Origin of the sequence: Enterococcus columbae DSM 7374 = ATCC 51263, from assembly GCF_000406925.1 — a bacterium.
Taxonomy (GTDB): domain Bacteria; phylum Bacillota; class Bacilli; order Lactobacillales; family Enterococcaceae; genus Enterococcus_E; species Enterococcus_E columbae.
In genome coordinates this window covers 607,380-624,508 of sequence record NZ_KE136348.1, presented here as the reverse complement: position 1 = coordinate 624,508, position 17,129 = coordinate 607,380, and the positions used below count along the sequence as shown (strand labels likewise).

Here is a 17,129-nt window from a genome sequence, read left to right as displayed (position 1 = left end):
CCGCTTTTAGTTTTATTATGGGCCTATAGCTCAGCTGGTTAGAGCGCACGCCTGATAAGCGTGAGGTCGATGGTTCGAGTCCATTTAGGCCCATTATCATTCCAATTACATAATTGGTGATGGGGAAGTACTCAAGTGGCTGAAGAGGCGCCCCTGCTAAGGGTGTAGGTCGGGAAACTGGCGCGAGGGTTCAAATCCCTCCTTCTCCGTAGCATTTTGGTCCGTTGGTCAAGTGGTTAAGACACCGCCCTTTCACGGCGGTAACACGGGTTCGAATCCCGTACGGATCATTGTAAGCAATCCTATTATTTATAGGATTGCTTTTTTTGGTTCTATGATATTTAGTGTTGTTACTCAAATTGAGGATAATACTAAATATCTTTTTTATTTGAAATAATAGAATAAGACATCTGTTTCCTCTATAATTAAGTCGACCAAAACCATTAAGGAGTGAAACATAATGTCTTCATTACATAATATGGCTCTTTGTCAGCTAGTGTTGTTGGCAATTTGAAGGGTTCCCGCTGTCTTACTATTTTTCTTCATAGAAACAGTAAATATTTCTTTCCAAACTACGCATTTCTCCTGACATTATTAATAATAAAAACAATTTAGCATCAAGTATTTTAATTGAAGGATTGATTCGATAAACTTTTTCCGATGATAGGGGCTCTTTGCTTATAGAAAGGAACTAGTATTTTTTATGATTATAATTACAGGTAATTATTTCACAAAAAGGGTTAGTGGTTATATACTCCAATTGTAAATAATTATTAGGAGGACTTATTAATGGCTACTATTGCAGAAAAAGAAACCAAAATTGTTGATAAAATCGCGGCGGCTGTGCAAAAATTGGATGATGATCTAGCAAAATTAGATGCGTTAAATGAAGACAAGGACAAAAAGCACACGATGAAAAAATGGTATGCTGAGAAAAAGGCCATTCATCAAATCAAGCATATTTTGCATGAAATTGGCAAATATGAAAAGTATGATGATAAAGAATTAGAAAAAGTGGCTAAGTTTTTTGAAACCTTTAGCCAAGAATAGCGAATAATATAAAATACACAGCTTGTATCAAAAAGAGCGTCTAGATACAAGTTGTGTATTATTTTATTTAAAGATATTTTGGATTAGCGGATGGTTTGGTTCGATTAACGTGTATTTTAAATAAGGTCTGCCGATTTTTAGATAAACCATTTCTGATTTTAATAAATGTTGCTGCTCTAAAAAAAGAATATATTTACGAATCGAAACATGGGATAGTTGTGTTGCTTCAACTAAATCTTGAATGGTAAATCCATCTTGGCATAAAAGTATTTGCTGGATAATGGTCGCTAAGGTGGTTTTTGTTAAACCTTTTTCTAAAGCTAGCGTAGGTTCTTCATTTACTTGTTCTACCTGTAAAAGTTGATCTATTTTTGCTTGGTCAACTTGTTGTTGTTGGAATACTTGCTGCTTCGTAAGATATTTATCGATTGCTTGTTTGAAGCGTTCATAGCTAAAGGGTTTGATTAAATAATCAATAACTCCATAATTCAAGGCTTGTTTGGCAAGAAACATTTCATTGGCTGCGGTGATTAAAATAATATCGCAGTCAATCATCTGTTGTCTAACCCACTTTAAAAGCTCAATTCCATTGCCATCAATTAGCTGAATATCTAAAAGAATGAGCGAAAATGTTTTTTGAATCAACAATTCTTTGGCCTGTGCAATACTATCACAGCAACTACATTCAAAGGTAAGCTGTAATTTTTCTACATAGCTTTGATGAATAAATTGCACCATGGGATCATCTTCAACAATCAGTACTTGCTTCATGGTCAACCTCCTTTAGTGTCGTTTGAATGCTTAACTTTAAATAGTCATCTTGTGTTTGCACGAGCTTAATCTGACTATTACTCTGCGTTAGCCATTCACTAAAAAAGTCTTGTTCCAGATAGGTAGATAAACTGGAAATTTTAGTAGATGTATCAGTCATCAATAGATATTCGGTTTCTAGGATAGCATCTTGGTATAAAAAACGCATAAGTAAATCATCAGTTAAGTGCTGCTGGATGATAAATTGATTGATATAGCGATAAATTACCATTAACTGCTCTAATTTTACTTTAGGCAAGGACGATGGGATTTCCGGGATAATTTCTAACTTGAATTGAATTTTTCGTTCTTGGAATCTTTCGCGTTCGCCCAGTAAAAAACCAGCTAGTATAGGCTGTGGTACTAATAAGGCTAGGCGTTGTGTGAGTTCTTTATCCGGTTGCAAGATATCATCCAAATATTTTTTTAATGCATCGTAGGCTTGTAGATCAGCGAGTCCATAGATGACATGGAGCTTATTCATAAATTCATGTGTTTGGCTTTGTAACGCTGAAGCATAGGAGTTGGTGTTGGCTAACTGGTTAGCTAAAAATAGCGTTTCCGTAGCATTTTTCATAAATATAATATAACCGACCTGCTTATTTTTGACATGAATGGGTGCACTTGAAAGAAAGTAATCTTGGCCATTTTGTTGATAAAATTGCTCTTGCCTTTGATCGAGTCGAATTTGTTCGCTGTGAAGAATAAGGCTAGCTAATGGTTGTTGAAGGATCGTTTGCTCTGTATCGTGTATTTGTTGATAGAGTTCTTGAGCCTTGAAGTTGGCTAGTAGGATATTTTGCTGTAAATCAGTAACCACAACAATCTCTTTTGTTTCATTAAGCATGGCATTTCTTTCTTCGAGCAGGCGAGCAATTTCTCTAGGCTCTAAGTGATGTAGCTGACGTTTGATGGAATAGGCTAATAATACGGCTACACTACAGCCAATCAATAAACTAATCCCTAGGCTAAAGCTGTATTGCTGGATGGTTCGTTGGATGATACTCCCCAATGTAGCTAGCTTGATGCCTAAAGCAACCACACCGACCTGCTTCGCTTGATTATCGTGCGCATAAATAGGAATAAATACGCGTAACGATTTACCTAGTGAGCCTGTACTAATTGAAGTGCTTTTGTGACCGTTTAAGGCTTTTTTTTCGTCTCCTCCTTCAAAGTGTTGTCCAATCTTTTTAGGATTAGGGTGAGTGAAGCGGGTAGCTTGCATATCCATGATAACAATGAAATCCAAAGAAAATTCTTTGGTGAGCCTTTGCATCCTTTTTTGTAAAAGTGGTGAAGGTTGGGCTTTGACTAGTGCTTGTTGAATGGATTTGTCATCCGCAATTTGATGGCCGATTTTAAATAGTAAGTTTTGCTGTTGGTTTTGTACTTGTTGTTCGACTTGCCGGGTAAATAATAGATAAAAACATAGACTGGTAATCAATAAAGTAATCCCAAATGCCGATACCAATAATCCCAATAAACGAATGCCTTTTTTCATTTCTTTCCTCGCTTTTTTTCTTTACTCTCATTATAGCATAGCCAAGAAAGCCTTAAAAATTCCCAAACTGGCAGGTTTAGTTGGAGAAATTCACCGATGTTTAGTGGCAAAAGAGCAGTAGATTGATTAAAGTTTGTTAAATATTTAACTAATTTTACTTAAATTAATTAAAAAAACTAGTCGCCGATTGGTTGCGTTCGTTAAACTATAAAGTGAAAGAAGGGCCTTCGCCTTTTTTGTGAAAAAATAAGCAATCAATGGGGGAAAAAAAGATGAAAAAATGGGTCTCAATGGGGTTGTTAGCTTGTACCACACTTTTGTTTGCGGCTTGTTCTTCAGGAAATAAAGCCAGTAAATCAACACAAGAAACGACTAAATCAACTGAGGTCGCTTCAGGTGCGTCTAAGAGTGGCTATGCTGATCCAAAAAGCTTAAAGAATAACTATGATGTCATTATTGTAGGGGCTGGTGGTGCCGGGATGACCGCCGCAATTGAAGCCAAGGATGCAGGATTAAATCCAGTGATCTTTGAAAAAATGCCAGTTGCTGGAGGAAACACGTCTAAATCCTCTAGTGGGATGAATGCTTCAGGAACAAAATTCCAAAAAGCACAAGGAATCAACGATAGTAATGATGCCTTTTATGAAGAGACCTTAAAAGGTGGCAAAGGAACGAATGATAAAGAATTACTTCGTTACTTTGTTGATCATTCAGCACAAGCTGTTGACTGGCTAGATCAAAATGGAATTAAATTGGATAACTTAACCATTACTGGTGGGATGAGCGTCAAACGTACGCACCGACCATCCGATGGTTCAGCAATCGGTGGCTATTTAGTCCAAGGCTTATTACGTAATGTCGCTGAACGGAAAATTCCTATTTTTGTTAATGCTGATGTCAAGGATATTAAAGCCAATGATGGCGTAGTCAACGAGGTCAAGGTTCAAATCCAAGGGGAAAAAGCGAAATCAATTAAAGGCAAAGCTGTGATTGTGACAACTGGTGGCTATGGGGCAAGTAAAAAATTAATTGCTAAATATCGTCCAGACTTAAAAGGGTATGTAACAACCAACTCAAAAGGAACAACTGGTGATGGGATTGCTTTAGTTGAAAAGCTTGGTGGTCAAATTATCGATATGGATAAAGTCCAAATCCACCCAACGGTTAACCAAGAAAAAGGGATTTTGATTGGTGAGGCTGTACGTGGAGAAGGTGCGATTTTAGTCGATGATGAAGGTAACCGTTTTGTCAATGAAATGGATACGCGTGACAAAGTTTCAGCTGCAATCAACGCTTTACCGAAAAAACGAGCATATCTTATCTTTGATCAAGGGGTAAGAAGTCGTGCAACAGCGATTGAATTTTACGCAAAACAAGGCTATGTGAAGGAAGGAAAGACGGTAGCTGAATTAGCTAAAACTATCAAAGTCAATCAAGCAAATCTTGAGCAAGCAGTGACATCTTGGAACGAAGCTGTAGCGAACAAACAAGATACTGCCTTTAATCGTACCACAGCCATGGATCATCCATTAGATACAGCGAATTATTATGCGATTCAAATCGCTCCTGGTATTCACTATTCAATGGGTGGGGTGAAAATTAACACCAATACAGAAGTGTTAGACAAAAATAATCAACCAATTAAGGGATTATATGTAGCTGGCGAGTTAGTCGGTGGCTTGCATGGAGATAATCGAATTGGCGGTAACTCAGTAGCAGATATTGTCATTTTTGGTCGTCAAGCAGGTCAACAAGCTGCTAAGTTTGTGAGCGCACAATAATCATATATTTCATTTTCATTGCAAAGAGGCTACCACAAGCATTCGCTTGGGTAGCCTTTTTTAAGTTGACTCGTCCACTTGTTTAGACCAAAAAGCGAGTTGAGTCCATCTTCAAGTATTAAAAAAGTTGACGATTTACTCCATCTAGCTACTAAATTTTGAGGCATTTTTCTCATGGAAGGCTAAATAAAGCTGCTCGATATTTTGGCAAATATTGGTAAGGTTAGCCAATGTACGTTGTTTGTCCATCGCCTGTGTTAGACTCAAAGGCTCGTTATGAATACAAAAGGCAGCCGTCAGGAGCTGTTCTAATTGTCCCAAGGCTAACGCTTTTTTACCAGCTAGGGCGATAACAGGTACCTGATGCTTTTGGGCAATATTAGCTACGCCATAAGGAACTTTCCCAAAATTACTTTGCGCATCTAAAGAGCCTTCACCAGTTAAAACCAAATCAGCTTGCTGGATTTTTGCTTCTAGCTGAATCAACTGGCTAATGGTTTGCAATCCGTTTTGTAGCGTGCCACCTAATAAAACACAAGCGCCACCTAAGCCACCTGCTGCCCCAGTCCCAGCTAGCTCATTTAAATCCAGACCAAGCTCTTGGGTTGCGAGGTGATGAAAGCTAGCTGCTTGTAAGGACATCTGCTGAATTGTGGATGGATTAGCACCTTTTTGCGCGGCAAAGACAGGGGCAAAGCCATCTTCACCACTATAAGGATTCGTCACATCAGTTAAGCCAATTAATTGTATTTGATTGAGTGGGTGCCTTTTTAGTTTTGACCAAGCTAGTTTGCTTAAATCCGTCAATAGAGGGTTAGTCTTTTTTGTAAATGCTGGAATGAAGTCCGGTAACAAGCTAGCCAAAAGACCTAATCCACCATCAGAGGTGCCAGTTCCCCCTAAAGTAAGATAAATCGTTTCGACTTGCTGTGCCATTGCCGCTTTGATTGCTAAACCAAGCCCATAGCTACTGCTTTGTTGAATATGGGTGTCATCAATAATGCTTTGCGTAAGCCCAACAAAATCAGCCGACACAATAAAGGCGGTCTTTTTTTGCTGTATGGTGGTGATTAAAATGGGGGCTTCGATTGCTCGATATAATGGATCGACTGCTTTAACGGTTACTTTCTGCCCACCTAGCGCCTGTTGGATTGCCTCTAAAGCGCCTTCACCACCATCACTAATCGGTACATTGATTTTTTCCCAAGCTGCTGAAAAGCCCGCTAATGCTGCTTGATTGAGTTCAAATGATGAAGCACAACCTTTAAATGAATCAATTGCTGCTAATACACGCATACTGCCACCTTCTTTAGTGTAATTGCTGTGTTTAGTATAGCATACTGCAAGTTTATTTGTTTGCTAAAATGAGTGATTCAAAGCATCTATCACGAAATGGTTAATTTATGATTAAAAATACTATGTTTTTTGGCTAAATCTGCTATAATCAAACTGTTGCAAGTTCCCGAAAGGATTCGCCTTTTGCGAAGATGCCTTGTAACCGAATATTTTTTAGGGGGAATAAAAACCATGGTAGAAAGACATTTATTTACTTCAGAATCAGTATCTGAAGGACATCCAGATAAGGTTGCTGACCAAATTAGCGATGCGATCTTAGATGCAATTTTAGAAAAGGATCCAATGGCACGTGTAGCCTGCGAAACCTCAGTAACGACTGGGTTAGTATTGGTATTTGGTGAGATTTCAACTAATGCTTATGTTGACATTCAAAAAGTCGTACGTAAGACCATCAATGAAATTGGCTATACGCGTGCGAAGTTCGGCTTTGATGGGGATACTGTTGCCGTATTAGTTGCAATTGATGAACAATCACCTGATATTGCACAAGGCGTAAATACCGCTTTAGAAGCGCGTGAAACGAAAAAAGATGACAAGGATGAAACCGGTGCAGGGGACCAAGGGTTAATGTTTGGTTTTGCCGTAGACGAAACACCGGAATTAATGCCATTACCAATTGCACTAAGTCACCGTTTAGTTCGTCGTCTAGCTGAGTTACGTAAGTCTGGTGAATTAGAATATTTACGTCCAGATGCTAAATCGCAAGTGACGGTTGAATACGATGAAAATGAACAACCGTTACGTGTGGATACAGTGGTGATTAGTACCCAACACGATGAAGCAGTCGATAATACAACCATTCATCAGGATGTCATTGAAAAAGTGATTAAAGAAGTGATTCCAGCTGAATTACTTGATGAGCAAACCAAATATTATATCAATCCGACTGGTCGTTTTGTTATCGGTGGTCCTCAAGGGGATGCTGGTTTAACAGGTCGTAAAATTATTGTAGATACTTATGGTGGTTATGCTCGCCATGGTGGAGGAGCTTTCTCTGGTAAGGATGCAACAAAAGTAGACCGTTCAGCAAGCTATGCAGCACGTTATATCGCTAAAAATATTGTTGCTGCTAAATTAGCGAAAAAAGCTGAAGTTCAATTGGCTTATGCAATTGGGGTCGCCCAACCAGTTTCTATCTCTATCAATACATTTGGTACAGGTGTGGTTTCAAATGAAAAATTAATTGCTGCAGTTCGCGAAAACTTCGATTTACGCCCGGCAGGAATTATCGAAATGCTAGATTTACGTCGCCCAATTTATCGTCAAACAGCGGCTTACGGTCATTTTGGTCGTACCGATGTTGATTTACCTTGGGAACGTACAGATAAGGTTGAAGCTTTGTTAGCTAGTGTAGGTAAATAAATTTTTATGTTTCATATAAAAAATCTCTAGGCAAGTTTTTCTTACCTAGAGATTTTTTTTCTAATTTGTGTAGCATTGGCGAAATAGCTATTTTCCAATGCTCGATTCATTGAGCGTAAACCACTAAATCCACTCATTAAGGCGATGTTTGTTAGTGTTTCTGAGCTGTGGATGATTTCGTTATAAGCCGCTTGCGCACGGATATTTCGTAAATAGTCACCAATAGTCATCTGCATATGCTGTCTGAAAAAACGTGAGAGATATTCCTTTGATAGATGCATATGATTAGCTAAGTCATCTAATGAGAAGGATTCACGAAAATGCGCTTCTAAATAATCCGTTATTTGTTGTAATCTAGCAGTAATCAAGACCGATTTGGGTGAAGCGTGCTGTTTGACAACACGAAAATTCTTTACTAGCTGCTTTAAGATTTTTAAGAATAGGATAGATAAATCAAAATGATAGTAATTGGCTTTTTCGTAAGCGATATTGTAAAACTCTCGGCAATCATTTTGTATTTTTCGATAACTTATCTGTTGCTCTGGAGTAAAGCAATTAGGATCGTTTAATTCAAAATTAAAGCCGTCAATTTCTGGAAAAAAACTTTTCACATAACTATAAGGAAAAATAATAGAAAGAGCAGAACCATTAGTGGTTGTTTTGATACTGTGAATTTCGCAGGAGTTAATCAACAGTAGCCTTTCTGCTTGTGTATGAAAAATTTGTTTGTTAATGACAAATTCATCGATTTTTCCTGAATAGGTATAGCTTAGCTCGATACCGCGATGCCAATGTGGCAGGATGATACTAGGGGTAGCATTTGTCTTATTTTCATTAAATAAAGCATACCATATGGGTAAAGAATCAATTGGCTGGACAATTTCGTGATTATAATTCGTCATTTATTTTTCCTCTTAATGAATGGATAGACTGCACCATATAAATTGGCCTGATTGCCAAGCTTGGCTTTTAAAATAGTTGGTCGGTGCAAGGTGTCTTTAACAATCTTATGTCCATTATATTGGATTTTATCCAACAATGCATCGTATTGACGATTGATTTCTTCAATCAAAATAGTTTGAGTGCTAATCCCTCCACCAATCGCATAATGAGTCAAATCTAAAACGGCTTGAATGCTGAGGATGAGCTGAGCAATTTGGCGACAATAATTTTTAAAAATTTTCGTAGCGATAGGATTTTTTTGCGTAATTGCATGAAATACAGCTTGTCCATCGTTTGGATTTTTTAGGTTTAAGCTAGTGCCGATTAGCTGAATCATTTGGACTGCCGAGCCTAGCGAACCATAAACTTTAATTTCGTTATTGCTTTCCAAACCATAAATGGAGCTTAACTCACCTGCTAAAAAATGACTACCACGATAGATTTCACCATTTAAGATTAATCCACCCCCAACACCTGTTCCTAATGTGATTACCGCACTGTTAGTGGTGTTTTGTAAATTACCATAACCCAATTCACCTAGAGCGGCTGCTTTTCCATCATTTTCGGCTAACACCTCTAAATGCGGAAATGCTTGCTTAATTAATGTTCGTAGAGATAATTGATGTAAAAAGGCTAAAGCACCTCCATGATAAATGGTACATGTATGAATATCGACCTTACCTGGTACACTAAAAGCAACACCAGCAATACTACCTGCCATAGGAGAGACCAATGACAAAATTTGTTTTTGAAAGGCCTCTAAGCTTTGGGCAGTGGGTAGACGTTTATTATCTGAGATATGCGCGTTTTCATCAATCAGGGCGCTTTTGATATAAGTTCCGCCAATATCTATAGCTAAAAATGTTTTCATAGCTTTCACCTATTGCGCTAAATGTTTTCTAAAAAAGGCCAATTCATCCATATTACATTGTCTAGCAATTTCATCTTTGATATTACAATGAAATACATGCTGGCGAGGCTGTTCCGGCGTACCATAGATGTGTAATTCATGAGGGATTTTTTTGGCTAATAGATAGCCATCTAAGCGAAGTGCTTGCGCATATAAAAAATCCTGATTGGCGCTCATAATATATAAAGGAGGTAGATTAGGGGTTAAATAGTCTTCAACCGCTAATAAATCTTGATATTTTTGTATGGCTTGATCGGTAAAATAGCCCTTGACTGCCCCATTAATGATTCCAGGTAAATGGATAAAGTAAGCTCCACAATTTAAGGCAGCTGCTCGAATGGTTAGCTTAGGTAATTGATAGCCAAATGCTTGACGATATGCTTCGTTAGTTAAGATAGCTAGGTATTGTTCCGCCATTTGTCCTCCAGCACTATCGCCAGCTAAAAAGACATTATCCAAATCTAGTTGATAGTCTTCACCATGCTGAGCTACCCAATGCATGAGCAAATCTACATCGTCTAAAATACCCGGAAATTGGACATCTGGACCTAAGTGATAATTAAAATTAACAAAAGCAAAGCCTTCTTTGGCTAATGACAGACCATAAAATTGATAAGTTTCTTTAGTACCGTAGATCCATCCCCCACCGTGAATATGGATAATCGTTGGAATTTTTCCCGTACAATTTTTTGGCAAATACAAATCGAGTAGATGCCATTTTTCATCTGGACCATAAGCTAAATCGTTAATCCGAGTGACTTCAGGGATTTCTGAGGGTAAGCCCACATCCCTTAAATCATCATTTTGTTTACATTCAGCTCGCATAATTTCAATTTCTTTTAAGACATTTATTGACATTGTAATTCCTCCTCACAAAAAAGAAAACGTTTTACATTTGCGATTATAGCCAATATTTCACGAGATAGCTAGTCGTTCGTTGATAAGAAAAAGGCGGTAATTGACATTCGGTACATTCTTTAAAATTTAAAAAATGTCAATCAACGCCAGAAAATGGATAATCAAAAACGTTGTATCCGTTTTCTTTGATATCTATACTGTAACCATCAAAGAAAATGGAGGGTTTAGAATTATGAAACCAATAGAAAATCGCCTTATTTTTAAAATTTCGCTTTTATCAATTTCTCTTTTTTTAATGATGGCTCCACAAATATCTTCTGCTTTACCATTGATGTATCAGGCTTTTCCTGGAGTGAATCAGTCAAGTGTGGAAATGTTATCTACTATCCCTAATTTTGGAATTATTGCTGGATTAGTAATCAGTCCTATATTGATTCGTCTAATAAAACAAAAGCATACGGTATTGGTAGGGTTAATGGTTACTTTGCTAGCCGGAACTGCGCCTCTTTATCTGACGAGTTATCTCCCTATCTTATTTTCTCGTTTTTTATTAGGCGTAGGTATTGGCTTATTTAATTCTTTGGCAGTAAGCTTGCTTCCAAAATTTTATAAAGACAGTGAAGAACAATTGGCAACAATGTTAGGCTTTCAAAATGTGATGGGGGCAATTGGGGCAGCGATTTCCTCTTTTCTTGTTGGCTACCTAGTAACAATCAGTTGGCATGCTGCGTTTGCTATTTACCTATTAGTCATTCCTGCTTTTATCTTATTTTATGTATTTATACCTAATGATTCTGCAACACAGATTAAGCATTCGATCAGCAAGGGGCATGCTAGTGCTACGAGGCTTAATGCGAAGGTTATTTTGATTGCGGCCTTGATGTTTATTATTTTTACCTTTTACATGCCAATGGCTTATAAATTACCCGTCTTAATCACCCAAGAAGGATTGGGGACCTTGCCACAAGCGGCATTTTTAGCAGGTATTTCTTCACTCTTAGGCATTCCTTTAGGCGCTAGCTTTGGTTATTTCTTTAAAAAGCTACATGACAAAATTTTTCCAATCGGCTTTGGTTTAGTAGCAATTGGCTTTTTCGTTCTATTTAGTGCCGTACATCTAGTGATGGTTTTTATAGCAATGGTGATTATTGGTTTTGGTTTTGGCTTAGGAGTGCCTTATATGTATAATTGGTTAGCTTGGGCCGCACCAGAGAAAGCGATGAATTTAGCTACAACTCTTGTTTTAGTGATGGTGAATATTGGATGTTTTATCTCACCGTATCTACTTAATTGGTTAACAGCAATTTTTGGTCAAAATACGCCACGTATGACTATGTTAGTATCGACGGTCGCTTTTGGTGTGATTAGTATCTATGCTTTGTTTCATTATATTAACGTTCACCGTCTAGCTGGTGTACGTAAATCATAGCTTTTAGTTAGATTAGTTGATTTTTAACGATTACTCTATAGTTATATTTTTAAATAAAAAGTCGAAGAAATTTATTTAAATTTTTTCGACTTTTGTTGTATAAAAATGATTTTTTTATTAAGTAGGATTGAATAGCTATGTTTTTTGAATCAAGTTCACCTATTCTTTTACATTTGCTCTTTCAACTTTTGAGAATGAGTGGTATGATAATAAAAACGGATTCAAGGAGGTTTTTATAATGTTCGTTAATGAAAACGCTTTTTGTGAATATCTATCACAGCAAAAAATAGATTATACATTTACGGAAGGAAACACACTAATATCTGTAAATATGGTTCGATTAAAGCCAACGATGAGTTGTATTTATCTAGATGATCAGTACTTTGCAGCAGCAAAATATCACCAACAATTAGGCTTTTTTTCTGACGCTTTGATTATTCCAAGAACTTCAATTCAGTCCATCTCTTATCAATCTAAAGGCTTAAATTATCAAATTAAAGCTATAATTAAAGAAAAAAATCAACAAATTCCTCTAAATTTTCAAGTATCTAAAATGTCTCCAGTCAGCTGGCATCGTAAAAATCTAAATAAATTACTTGAGCAAATAGCTTAATTTTTTTTAGGGTAAAGTGCTTATAAATGCTTAATTGTAAATTATAAGTGCTTAAAAGGAGAAACTATGTATCAAGAAGAACGCATTCAAAAAATTTATCATTTGTTGGGCCAAAAGCAAACCTTATCTAAACAAGAAATTATGGAGACGTTTAATATTTCGCAAGATACAGCTAGAAGAGATATATTAGCAGTTTTAAAATTTCCCGGTGTTGTACGGACGCATGGGGGCATTATGCTGACTAACGAGACCAGTCAGGTTCTAAGTTATTTTAGCCGTAGTCAATTGTTAACTAAAGAGAAAGAACAAATGGCTAGAAGAATTAACACCCTAATTCCTGAGCAGGCTACATGTTATTTCGATGTCTCGACAACGATTTGTTTGGCTTGTAAGTCTTTGGATAAAACATGCAGCATCTATACTCATTCTTTAGATAATGCTTTTGTTTTAGCACAAAATCCCAAAATTTCACTGCATATGCTAGGGGGCAGCTTTGATTTTGAAAATAGGTATTTTTATTCCGAAGCACAGCTAAACCAGCTAGCTACTCTACACTTTGATTATGCCTTTATTGGCACAGCTAGTCTAGATGCATTAGGTGCATTGAATAAGGAAGAGAATAATGCACGTTTAAAAAGACAAATTGTTACGCAAGCACGCAAGGTGATATTGGTGGCTGAAAACCAAAAATTTAAAAAGCAATCTACTCATTTAGGCGTTAGCTATGATCAGATAGATATCTTTTTAACGGATTGTCAGCCGACTAAAGAGCAAAGGAAATTATTTAATCCGAAGACGGAAATTTTGATTTAGGAAGTGAAAAGCATGAAATTTTTAGTGTTTTCTGATGTAGATGGTACGCTTTTGAATGAACAGCATGCATTGGATGATTCGACCATTCAAGTGGTTAATGATTTATCGCAACAAGATATCGGTGTGATTTTAGCCTCTGCTCGACCTGTACAGGCTATGCAAGGAATTTATCAGCAATTAGCCTTAAATACGCCACTTGTCGCTTATAACGGGGCATTAATTATTCAAGATGGGCACATTTTATTTTCTAAAAATATTTTAACGAACCTAGGTATAGAGCTAATCGAGTTAGTGAGAGCACGTTTTCCAAAAATTAGTGTGAATATTTATAGCTATCAAGATTGGTTTGTATTTGAAAAAGATACTTGGGTGCAACAAGAAGAAGCAATTACGGCTACTAAGTCTCAATTATTAGACTATCATCAACTCCATGCGGAAAACTTTATCATTCATAAATTATTGTTTATGGGGGAAGAAGAGGAAATTCAAGCTTTAGAAGTATTTTGTAATCAAGAATTTGCTGGGGCCATGGATTTTACTCGTTCAAAGGCTACTTATTTAGAATGTGTCGACAATCAGGTTTCTAAATTAGCTGCTTTAAAATTTTTAGCCAATTATTTAGCTATCCCTCAACAGCGCTGTTTAGCGATTGGTGATAATTACAATGATTTGGAAATGATTTGCTATGCAGGAATTGGCGTTGCTATGAAAAATAGTCCACTAGCCGTTCAGCAAAAAGCTGATTGGGTAACCGAATCAAATCGTAACGCTGGTTTTGCGTTAGCTATGAGAAAGCTTTTAGCTAAGATGGGAACTGAGGAAAGTTAATGAAAAGAATGGAAAGAATTTATCAATGGTTAATTGACTATTGGAATGTAAGGAATAAAGAAGAAATATTTAGCCTACAAGGTTCTTCAGCTAAAGAGATTGCCGATGATTTAGGTCTTAGCCGAGCCAATGTGAGTGCTGATTTAAATGAGTTAGTTAGAAATCGTGAGTTATTAAAAATTAAAAGCTATCCTGTGAAATATCTTCCTATAGCTAGTTTAGAAAAAAATTTAGGAAGGAAACTGTTGTTAGAAGCGTATACGGTCAATCAGCTTTCAGAAATAGCCAATGAGCTATCTGGAAAAGCGACGAATCAATCAAGGAATCCTTTTGAGAATATTATTGGCGCTAATGAAAGCTTGAAAAAAGCGATTACGCAAGCCAAAGCGGCTATATACTATCCGCCAAATGGGTTACACATGCTCTTATTGGGTCCAACTGGTTCAGGGAAAACCTTTTTTGCTAATAAAATCTATCAGTATGCGATTTATGAAGAATTATTAGCTGAGGATGCTCCCTTTAAAAGCTTCAATTGTGCGGATTATTATCACAATCCGCAACTACTTTTATCTCAATTGTTTGGCTATAAAAAAGGCGCTTTTACCGGTGCGGATGAGGACTATCCAGGCTTAGTTGAACAAGCCAATGGCGGGATTCTCTTGCTGGATGAAATTCATCGATTAACGCCAGAAGGTCAAGAAATGCTGTTTTATTTAATTGATCATGGTAAGTTTAATCGCTTGGGAGAAAATGGTTTTGCTCGGCAAGCGAAGGTGTTAATCATTTGTGCGACGACTGAGGATCCCAATTCCTCATTATTAGATACCTTTTTAAGACGTATTCCTATGACTATCGAGATTCCTGCCTTGCAACAGCGCTCTTTAAAGGAACGAGTAGAATTAACAAAATTTTTATTTCATATAGAGGCCAAAAGAATTCAACGTAAATTTTCTATAGATATGGATGTCATTCAAGCTTTAGTTCAGACTGTATCTTATGGAAATGTTGGTCAATTAAAAACCCAAGTACAACTAATTTGTGCGCAAGCATTTTTAAATTACTTACATCAAGAGTCTGAAATGAAAATAACGATGAAGGAATTACCAGAAGAAATTCGTACCCAGTGGTTGGCAATGCGAAGAACGCAAAAAACACCACAAGAATTACTTAATTATTTAGAAGTGACTACCGTGATTTCGCCCGAATATGAAAGTCCTCAGCCGGAAGTAAGTGAAACTCGAGATTTTAATATTTATGAATTGATTGAGGATAAAGTTGAGATTTTGGAAAAAGAAGGGATTTCTGAAGAGGAAATCTATCAATATATTCTTACAGACTTACATCTACATATTCGTAGTGTCGTCAATCAACAGACGATTAATTATCAGCTATTAAAATTTATCGATCCGAAAATCTCGCAGCTTACCCTTGATTTAAAAAATCTAGTTGAGAAGTCCTTAAATTATTCATTTGATCGGCGTTTTGTATATTATGTGGGGATGCATTTGGATTCGTTTGTAAAGCGTGGAAAAAAGGTGAGGGAGATTTTAGATGTCGATATTCATCAAATGAAAAATGAGCACCATGCAGAATATCAAGCAGCCTTAGAATGTCGTCGGTATATTGAAGACTATTTGCAAATTCATTTTCCAGAAATGGAAGTCATTTATTTGACAATGTTATTAGTCTCTTTAGAAACGTTAAATCAAAAGGATAAGGTAGGAATTTTAGTTGTTGCACATGGCAATCAAACAGCGACTTCAATGGTTCAAGTTGGGGTTGAACTATTGGGATCTGCTCCTATTTTAGCTTTGGATATGCCTTTAACGGTTTCGCCAGAGGAAATGTTTGAAAAAATGGTTCATCATATCAAAGAGCTAGATTTTGGTAAAGGCGTTTTACTGCTTGTTGATATGGGGTCATTAGCATTAATGGAACAAAGATTATCAGAGGCAAGTAATGTTAAAATTCGGACGATTTCTAATGTAACGACCAGCATGGTACTAGATGTCATTAGGAAAGTAAATTATATGGACTTAGATTTATCGGCTATTTATCATTCAGTAAAAAAGGATTTTATTGATTCCTTACGCTTACAAAATACCTACGCATCAGGCACTAAGCCAAAAGCAATTTTGGTTATTTGTACTACCGGTAAGGGAACGGCTATTAAGTTAGAGCGTATGCTACTTGATTTGGTCCAACAATTAACAGAAGAAACCATCGAGATTATTCCTGTATCTGCGTTAAAAATAGCACAGGAAGTGGAAAAATTAAAAACCAGCTATCAGATTATCGCTAGTGTTGGAACGAAAAATCCACAGATTAATGCACCATTTATTGAATTAACTAGTCTAGTTGATGGTAAAGGAGAAAATGTGATTCGACAAATTTTGGGTGGGAAAAAGAAAGCAACACTAAAAAATTCCACTCCGATGGTGGTTAAAGATTTATGTAAAGATACCTTTTCCATGTATTTAGTCTATTTAAATCCCGTTCACATTACAGATTTGCTTTTGGAATGGACGAAAGATTTACAGTTGCAAATGAATCAACGTTTTTCCAATACACGTTTAATTAGAATTATTATTCATACGGGTTTTGCTTTTGAACGAGTAATCAAAAAAAATCCGTTAACCTATGATGACGTAGCAGATACTGAAACAACCAAAGTGATGACGGTGGTTAAGCAGACCATTCAAAAAATTGAAGCAAAATTAGATTTATTTTTGTCCGAAGATGAAAAACTGTATATCGCTGAGGCGATTATACAAGAGTAACTGTTTTGATTGTTTTACTAAAGTGTTTTAATTTAGTTGCTTTTCATAGAAAGTGTTTCGTTTGGTTGACGAAATGCTTTCTTTTTTTACTTTAAG

The 17,129-nt window shown here is 36.7% G+C and carries 14 protein-coding genes, 3 tRNA genes and 1 riboswitch; of the genes, 11 read left to right on the top strand and 6 right to left on the bottom strand.

All coding sequences use genetic code 11. The features are described from left to right. Nucleotides 1-19 precede the first annotated feature (19 nt). The 4 genes from RK02_RS07635 to RK02_RS07620 all read left to right on the top strand — a co-directional run bounded on the left by RK02_RS07635 (nucleotide 20) and on the right by RK02_RS07620 (nucleotide 1,050). Nucleotides 20-93 (top strand) — tRNA-Ile (locus RK02_RS07635). 28 nt (nucleotides 94-121) lie between these two features. Then, nucleotides 122-209, top strand: a tRNA-Ser gene (locus tag RK02_RS07630). A 9-nt stretch (nucleotides 210-218) separates the two neighbouring features. Further along, nucleotides 219-290 (top strand) — tRNA-Glu (locus RK02_RS07625). Between the two features lie 499 nt (nucleotides 291-789). After that, on the top strand, nucleotides 790-1,050 hold the full coding sequence (locus RK02_RS07620; RefSeq protein WP_016183677.1) for a hypothetical protein: 261 nt from the start codon (nucleotides 790-792) through the stop codon (nucleotides 1,048-1,050). A gap of 63 nt (nucleotides 1,051-1,113) precedes the next feature. On the opposite strand, the gene RK02_RS07615 is transcribed toward RK02_RS07620, so the two are convergent. Beyond that, the gene (locus RK02_RS07615; RefSeq protein ID WP_016183676.1) at nucleotides 1,114-1,821 is read right to left on the bottom strand and encodes a response regulator; all 708 of its coding nucleotides are present in this window, start codon (nucleotides 1,819-1,821) and stop codon (nucleotides 1,114-1,116) included. Further along, entirely contained in the window at nucleotides 1,799-3,361 is a 1,563-nt protein-coding gene (locus RK02_RS07610; RefSeq protein WP_016183675.1) for a Spo0B domain-containing protein, read from the bottom strand. Before RK02_RS07610 ends, RK02_RS07615 begins: the two co-directional genes overlap by 23 nt. A gap of 272 nt (nucleotides 3,362-3,633) precedes the next feature. Between RK02_RS07610 and RK02_RS07605 the strand changes: the two genes are divergently transcribed. Beyond that, nucleotides 3,634-5,142, top strand: coding sequence for a flavocytochrome c (locus RK02_RS07605; RefSeq protein ID WP_016183674.1), 1,509 nt, complete (start codon nucleotides 3,634-3,636; stop codon nucleotides 5,140-5,142). Between the two features lie 144 nt (nucleotides 5,143-5,286). On the opposite strand, the gene RK02_RS07600 is transcribed toward RK02_RS07605, so the two are convergent. Then, nucleotides 5,287-6,438, bottom strand: a complete 1,152-nt coding sequence (locus tag RK02_RS07600) for a glycerate kinase family protein (RefSeq protein WP_016183673.1) — start codon at nucleotides 6,436-6,438, stop codon at nucleotides 5,287-5,289. A 151-nt stretch (nucleotides 6,439-6,589) separates the two neighbouring features. Beyond that, nucleotides 6,590-6,672, top strand: a riboswitch (SMK box riboswitch). On the opposite strand from RK02_RS07600, the gene metK reads away from it, so the two are divergent. Next, nucleotides 6,670-7,860, top strand: a complete 1,191-nt coding sequence (gene metK / locus RK02_RS07595; protein ID WP_016183672.1) for a methionine adenosyltransferase — start codon at nucleotides 6,670-6,672, stop codon at nucleotides 7,858-7,860. It overlaps the preceding riboswitch by 3 nt. A gap of 41 nt (nucleotides 7,861-7,901) precedes the next feature. Here metK and RK02_RS07590 read toward each other — a convergent pair whose 3' ends face one another. From RK02_RS07590 to RK02_RS07580, 3 genes are read right to left on the bottom strand one after another with little or no spacing between them, the layout of a single operon-like run. Then, nucleotides 7,902-8,762 carry a helix-turn-helix transcriptional regulator gene (locus RK02_RS07590; protein WP_016183671.1) on the bottom strand — a complete coding sequence of 287 codons (861 nt, stop codon included), beginning with the start codon at nucleotides 8,760-8,762 and terminating at the stop codon, nucleotides 7,902-7,904. Then, nucleotides 8,759-9,673 (bottom strand): ROK family protein, encoded by a 915-nt coding sequence (locus RK02_RS07585; RefSeq protein ID WP_016183670.1) that lies wholly within the window; start codon nucleotides 9,671-9,673, stop codon nucleotides 8,759-8,761. Before RK02_RS07585 ends, RK02_RS07590 begins: the two co-directional genes overlap by 4 nt. 9 nt (nucleotides 9,674-9,682) lie before the next feature. Further along, a complete protein-coding gene (locus RK02_RS07580; RefSeq protein WP_016183669.1) occupies nucleotides 9,683-10,570 on the bottom strand; it encodes an alpha/beta hydrolase in 888 nt (295 codons plus the stop codon). A 232-nt stretch (nucleotides 10,571-10,802) separates the two neighbouring features. Between RK02_RS07580 and RK02_RS07575 the strand changes: the two genes are divergently transcribed. The 5 genes from RK02_RS07575 to RK02_RS07555 all read left to right on the top strand — a co-directional run bounded on the left by RK02_RS07575 (nucleotide 10,803) and on the right by RK02_RS07555 (nucleotide 17,033). Then, nucleotides 10,803-11,999 carry an MFS transporter gene (locus RK02_RS07575; RefSeq protein ID WP_016183668.1) on the top strand — a complete coding sequence of 399 codons (1,197 nt, stop codon included), beginning with the start codon at nucleotides 10,803-10,805 and terminating at the stop codon, nucleotides 11,997-11,999. Between the two features lie 238 nt (nucleotides 12,000-12,237). Beyond that, entirely contained in the window at nucleotides 12,238-12,612 is a 375-nt protein-coding gene (locus RK02_RS07570; RefSeq protein WP_016183667.1) for a hypothetical protein, read from the top strand. Nucleotides 12,613-12,678: 66 nt separating this feature from the next. Continuing rightward, complete coding sequence (locus RK02_RS07565) at nucleotides 12,679-13,425, top strand: DeoR/GlpR family DNA-binding transcription regulator (protein ID WP_016183666.1); 747 nt, start codon at nucleotides 12,679-12,681, stop codon at nucleotides 13,423-13,425. A gap of 12 nt (nucleotides 13,426-13,437) precedes the next feature. Further along, entirely contained in the window at nucleotides 13,438-14,253 is an 816-nt protein-coding gene (locus RK02_RS07560) for a Cof-type HAD-IIB family hydrolase (protein WP_016183665.1), read from the top strand. Then, nucleotides 14,253-17,033 carry a sigma-54-dependent transcriptional regulator gene (locus tag RK02_RS07555; RefSeq protein ID WP_016183664.1) on the top strand — a complete coding sequence of 927 codons (2,781 nt, stop codon included), beginning with the start codon at nucleotides 14,253-14,255 and terminating at the stop codon, nucleotides 17,031-17,033. Before RK02_RS07560 ends, RK02_RS07555 begins: the two co-directional genes overlap by 1 nt. The last annotated feature ends 96 nt before the right edge of the window (nucleotides 17,034-17,129 follow it).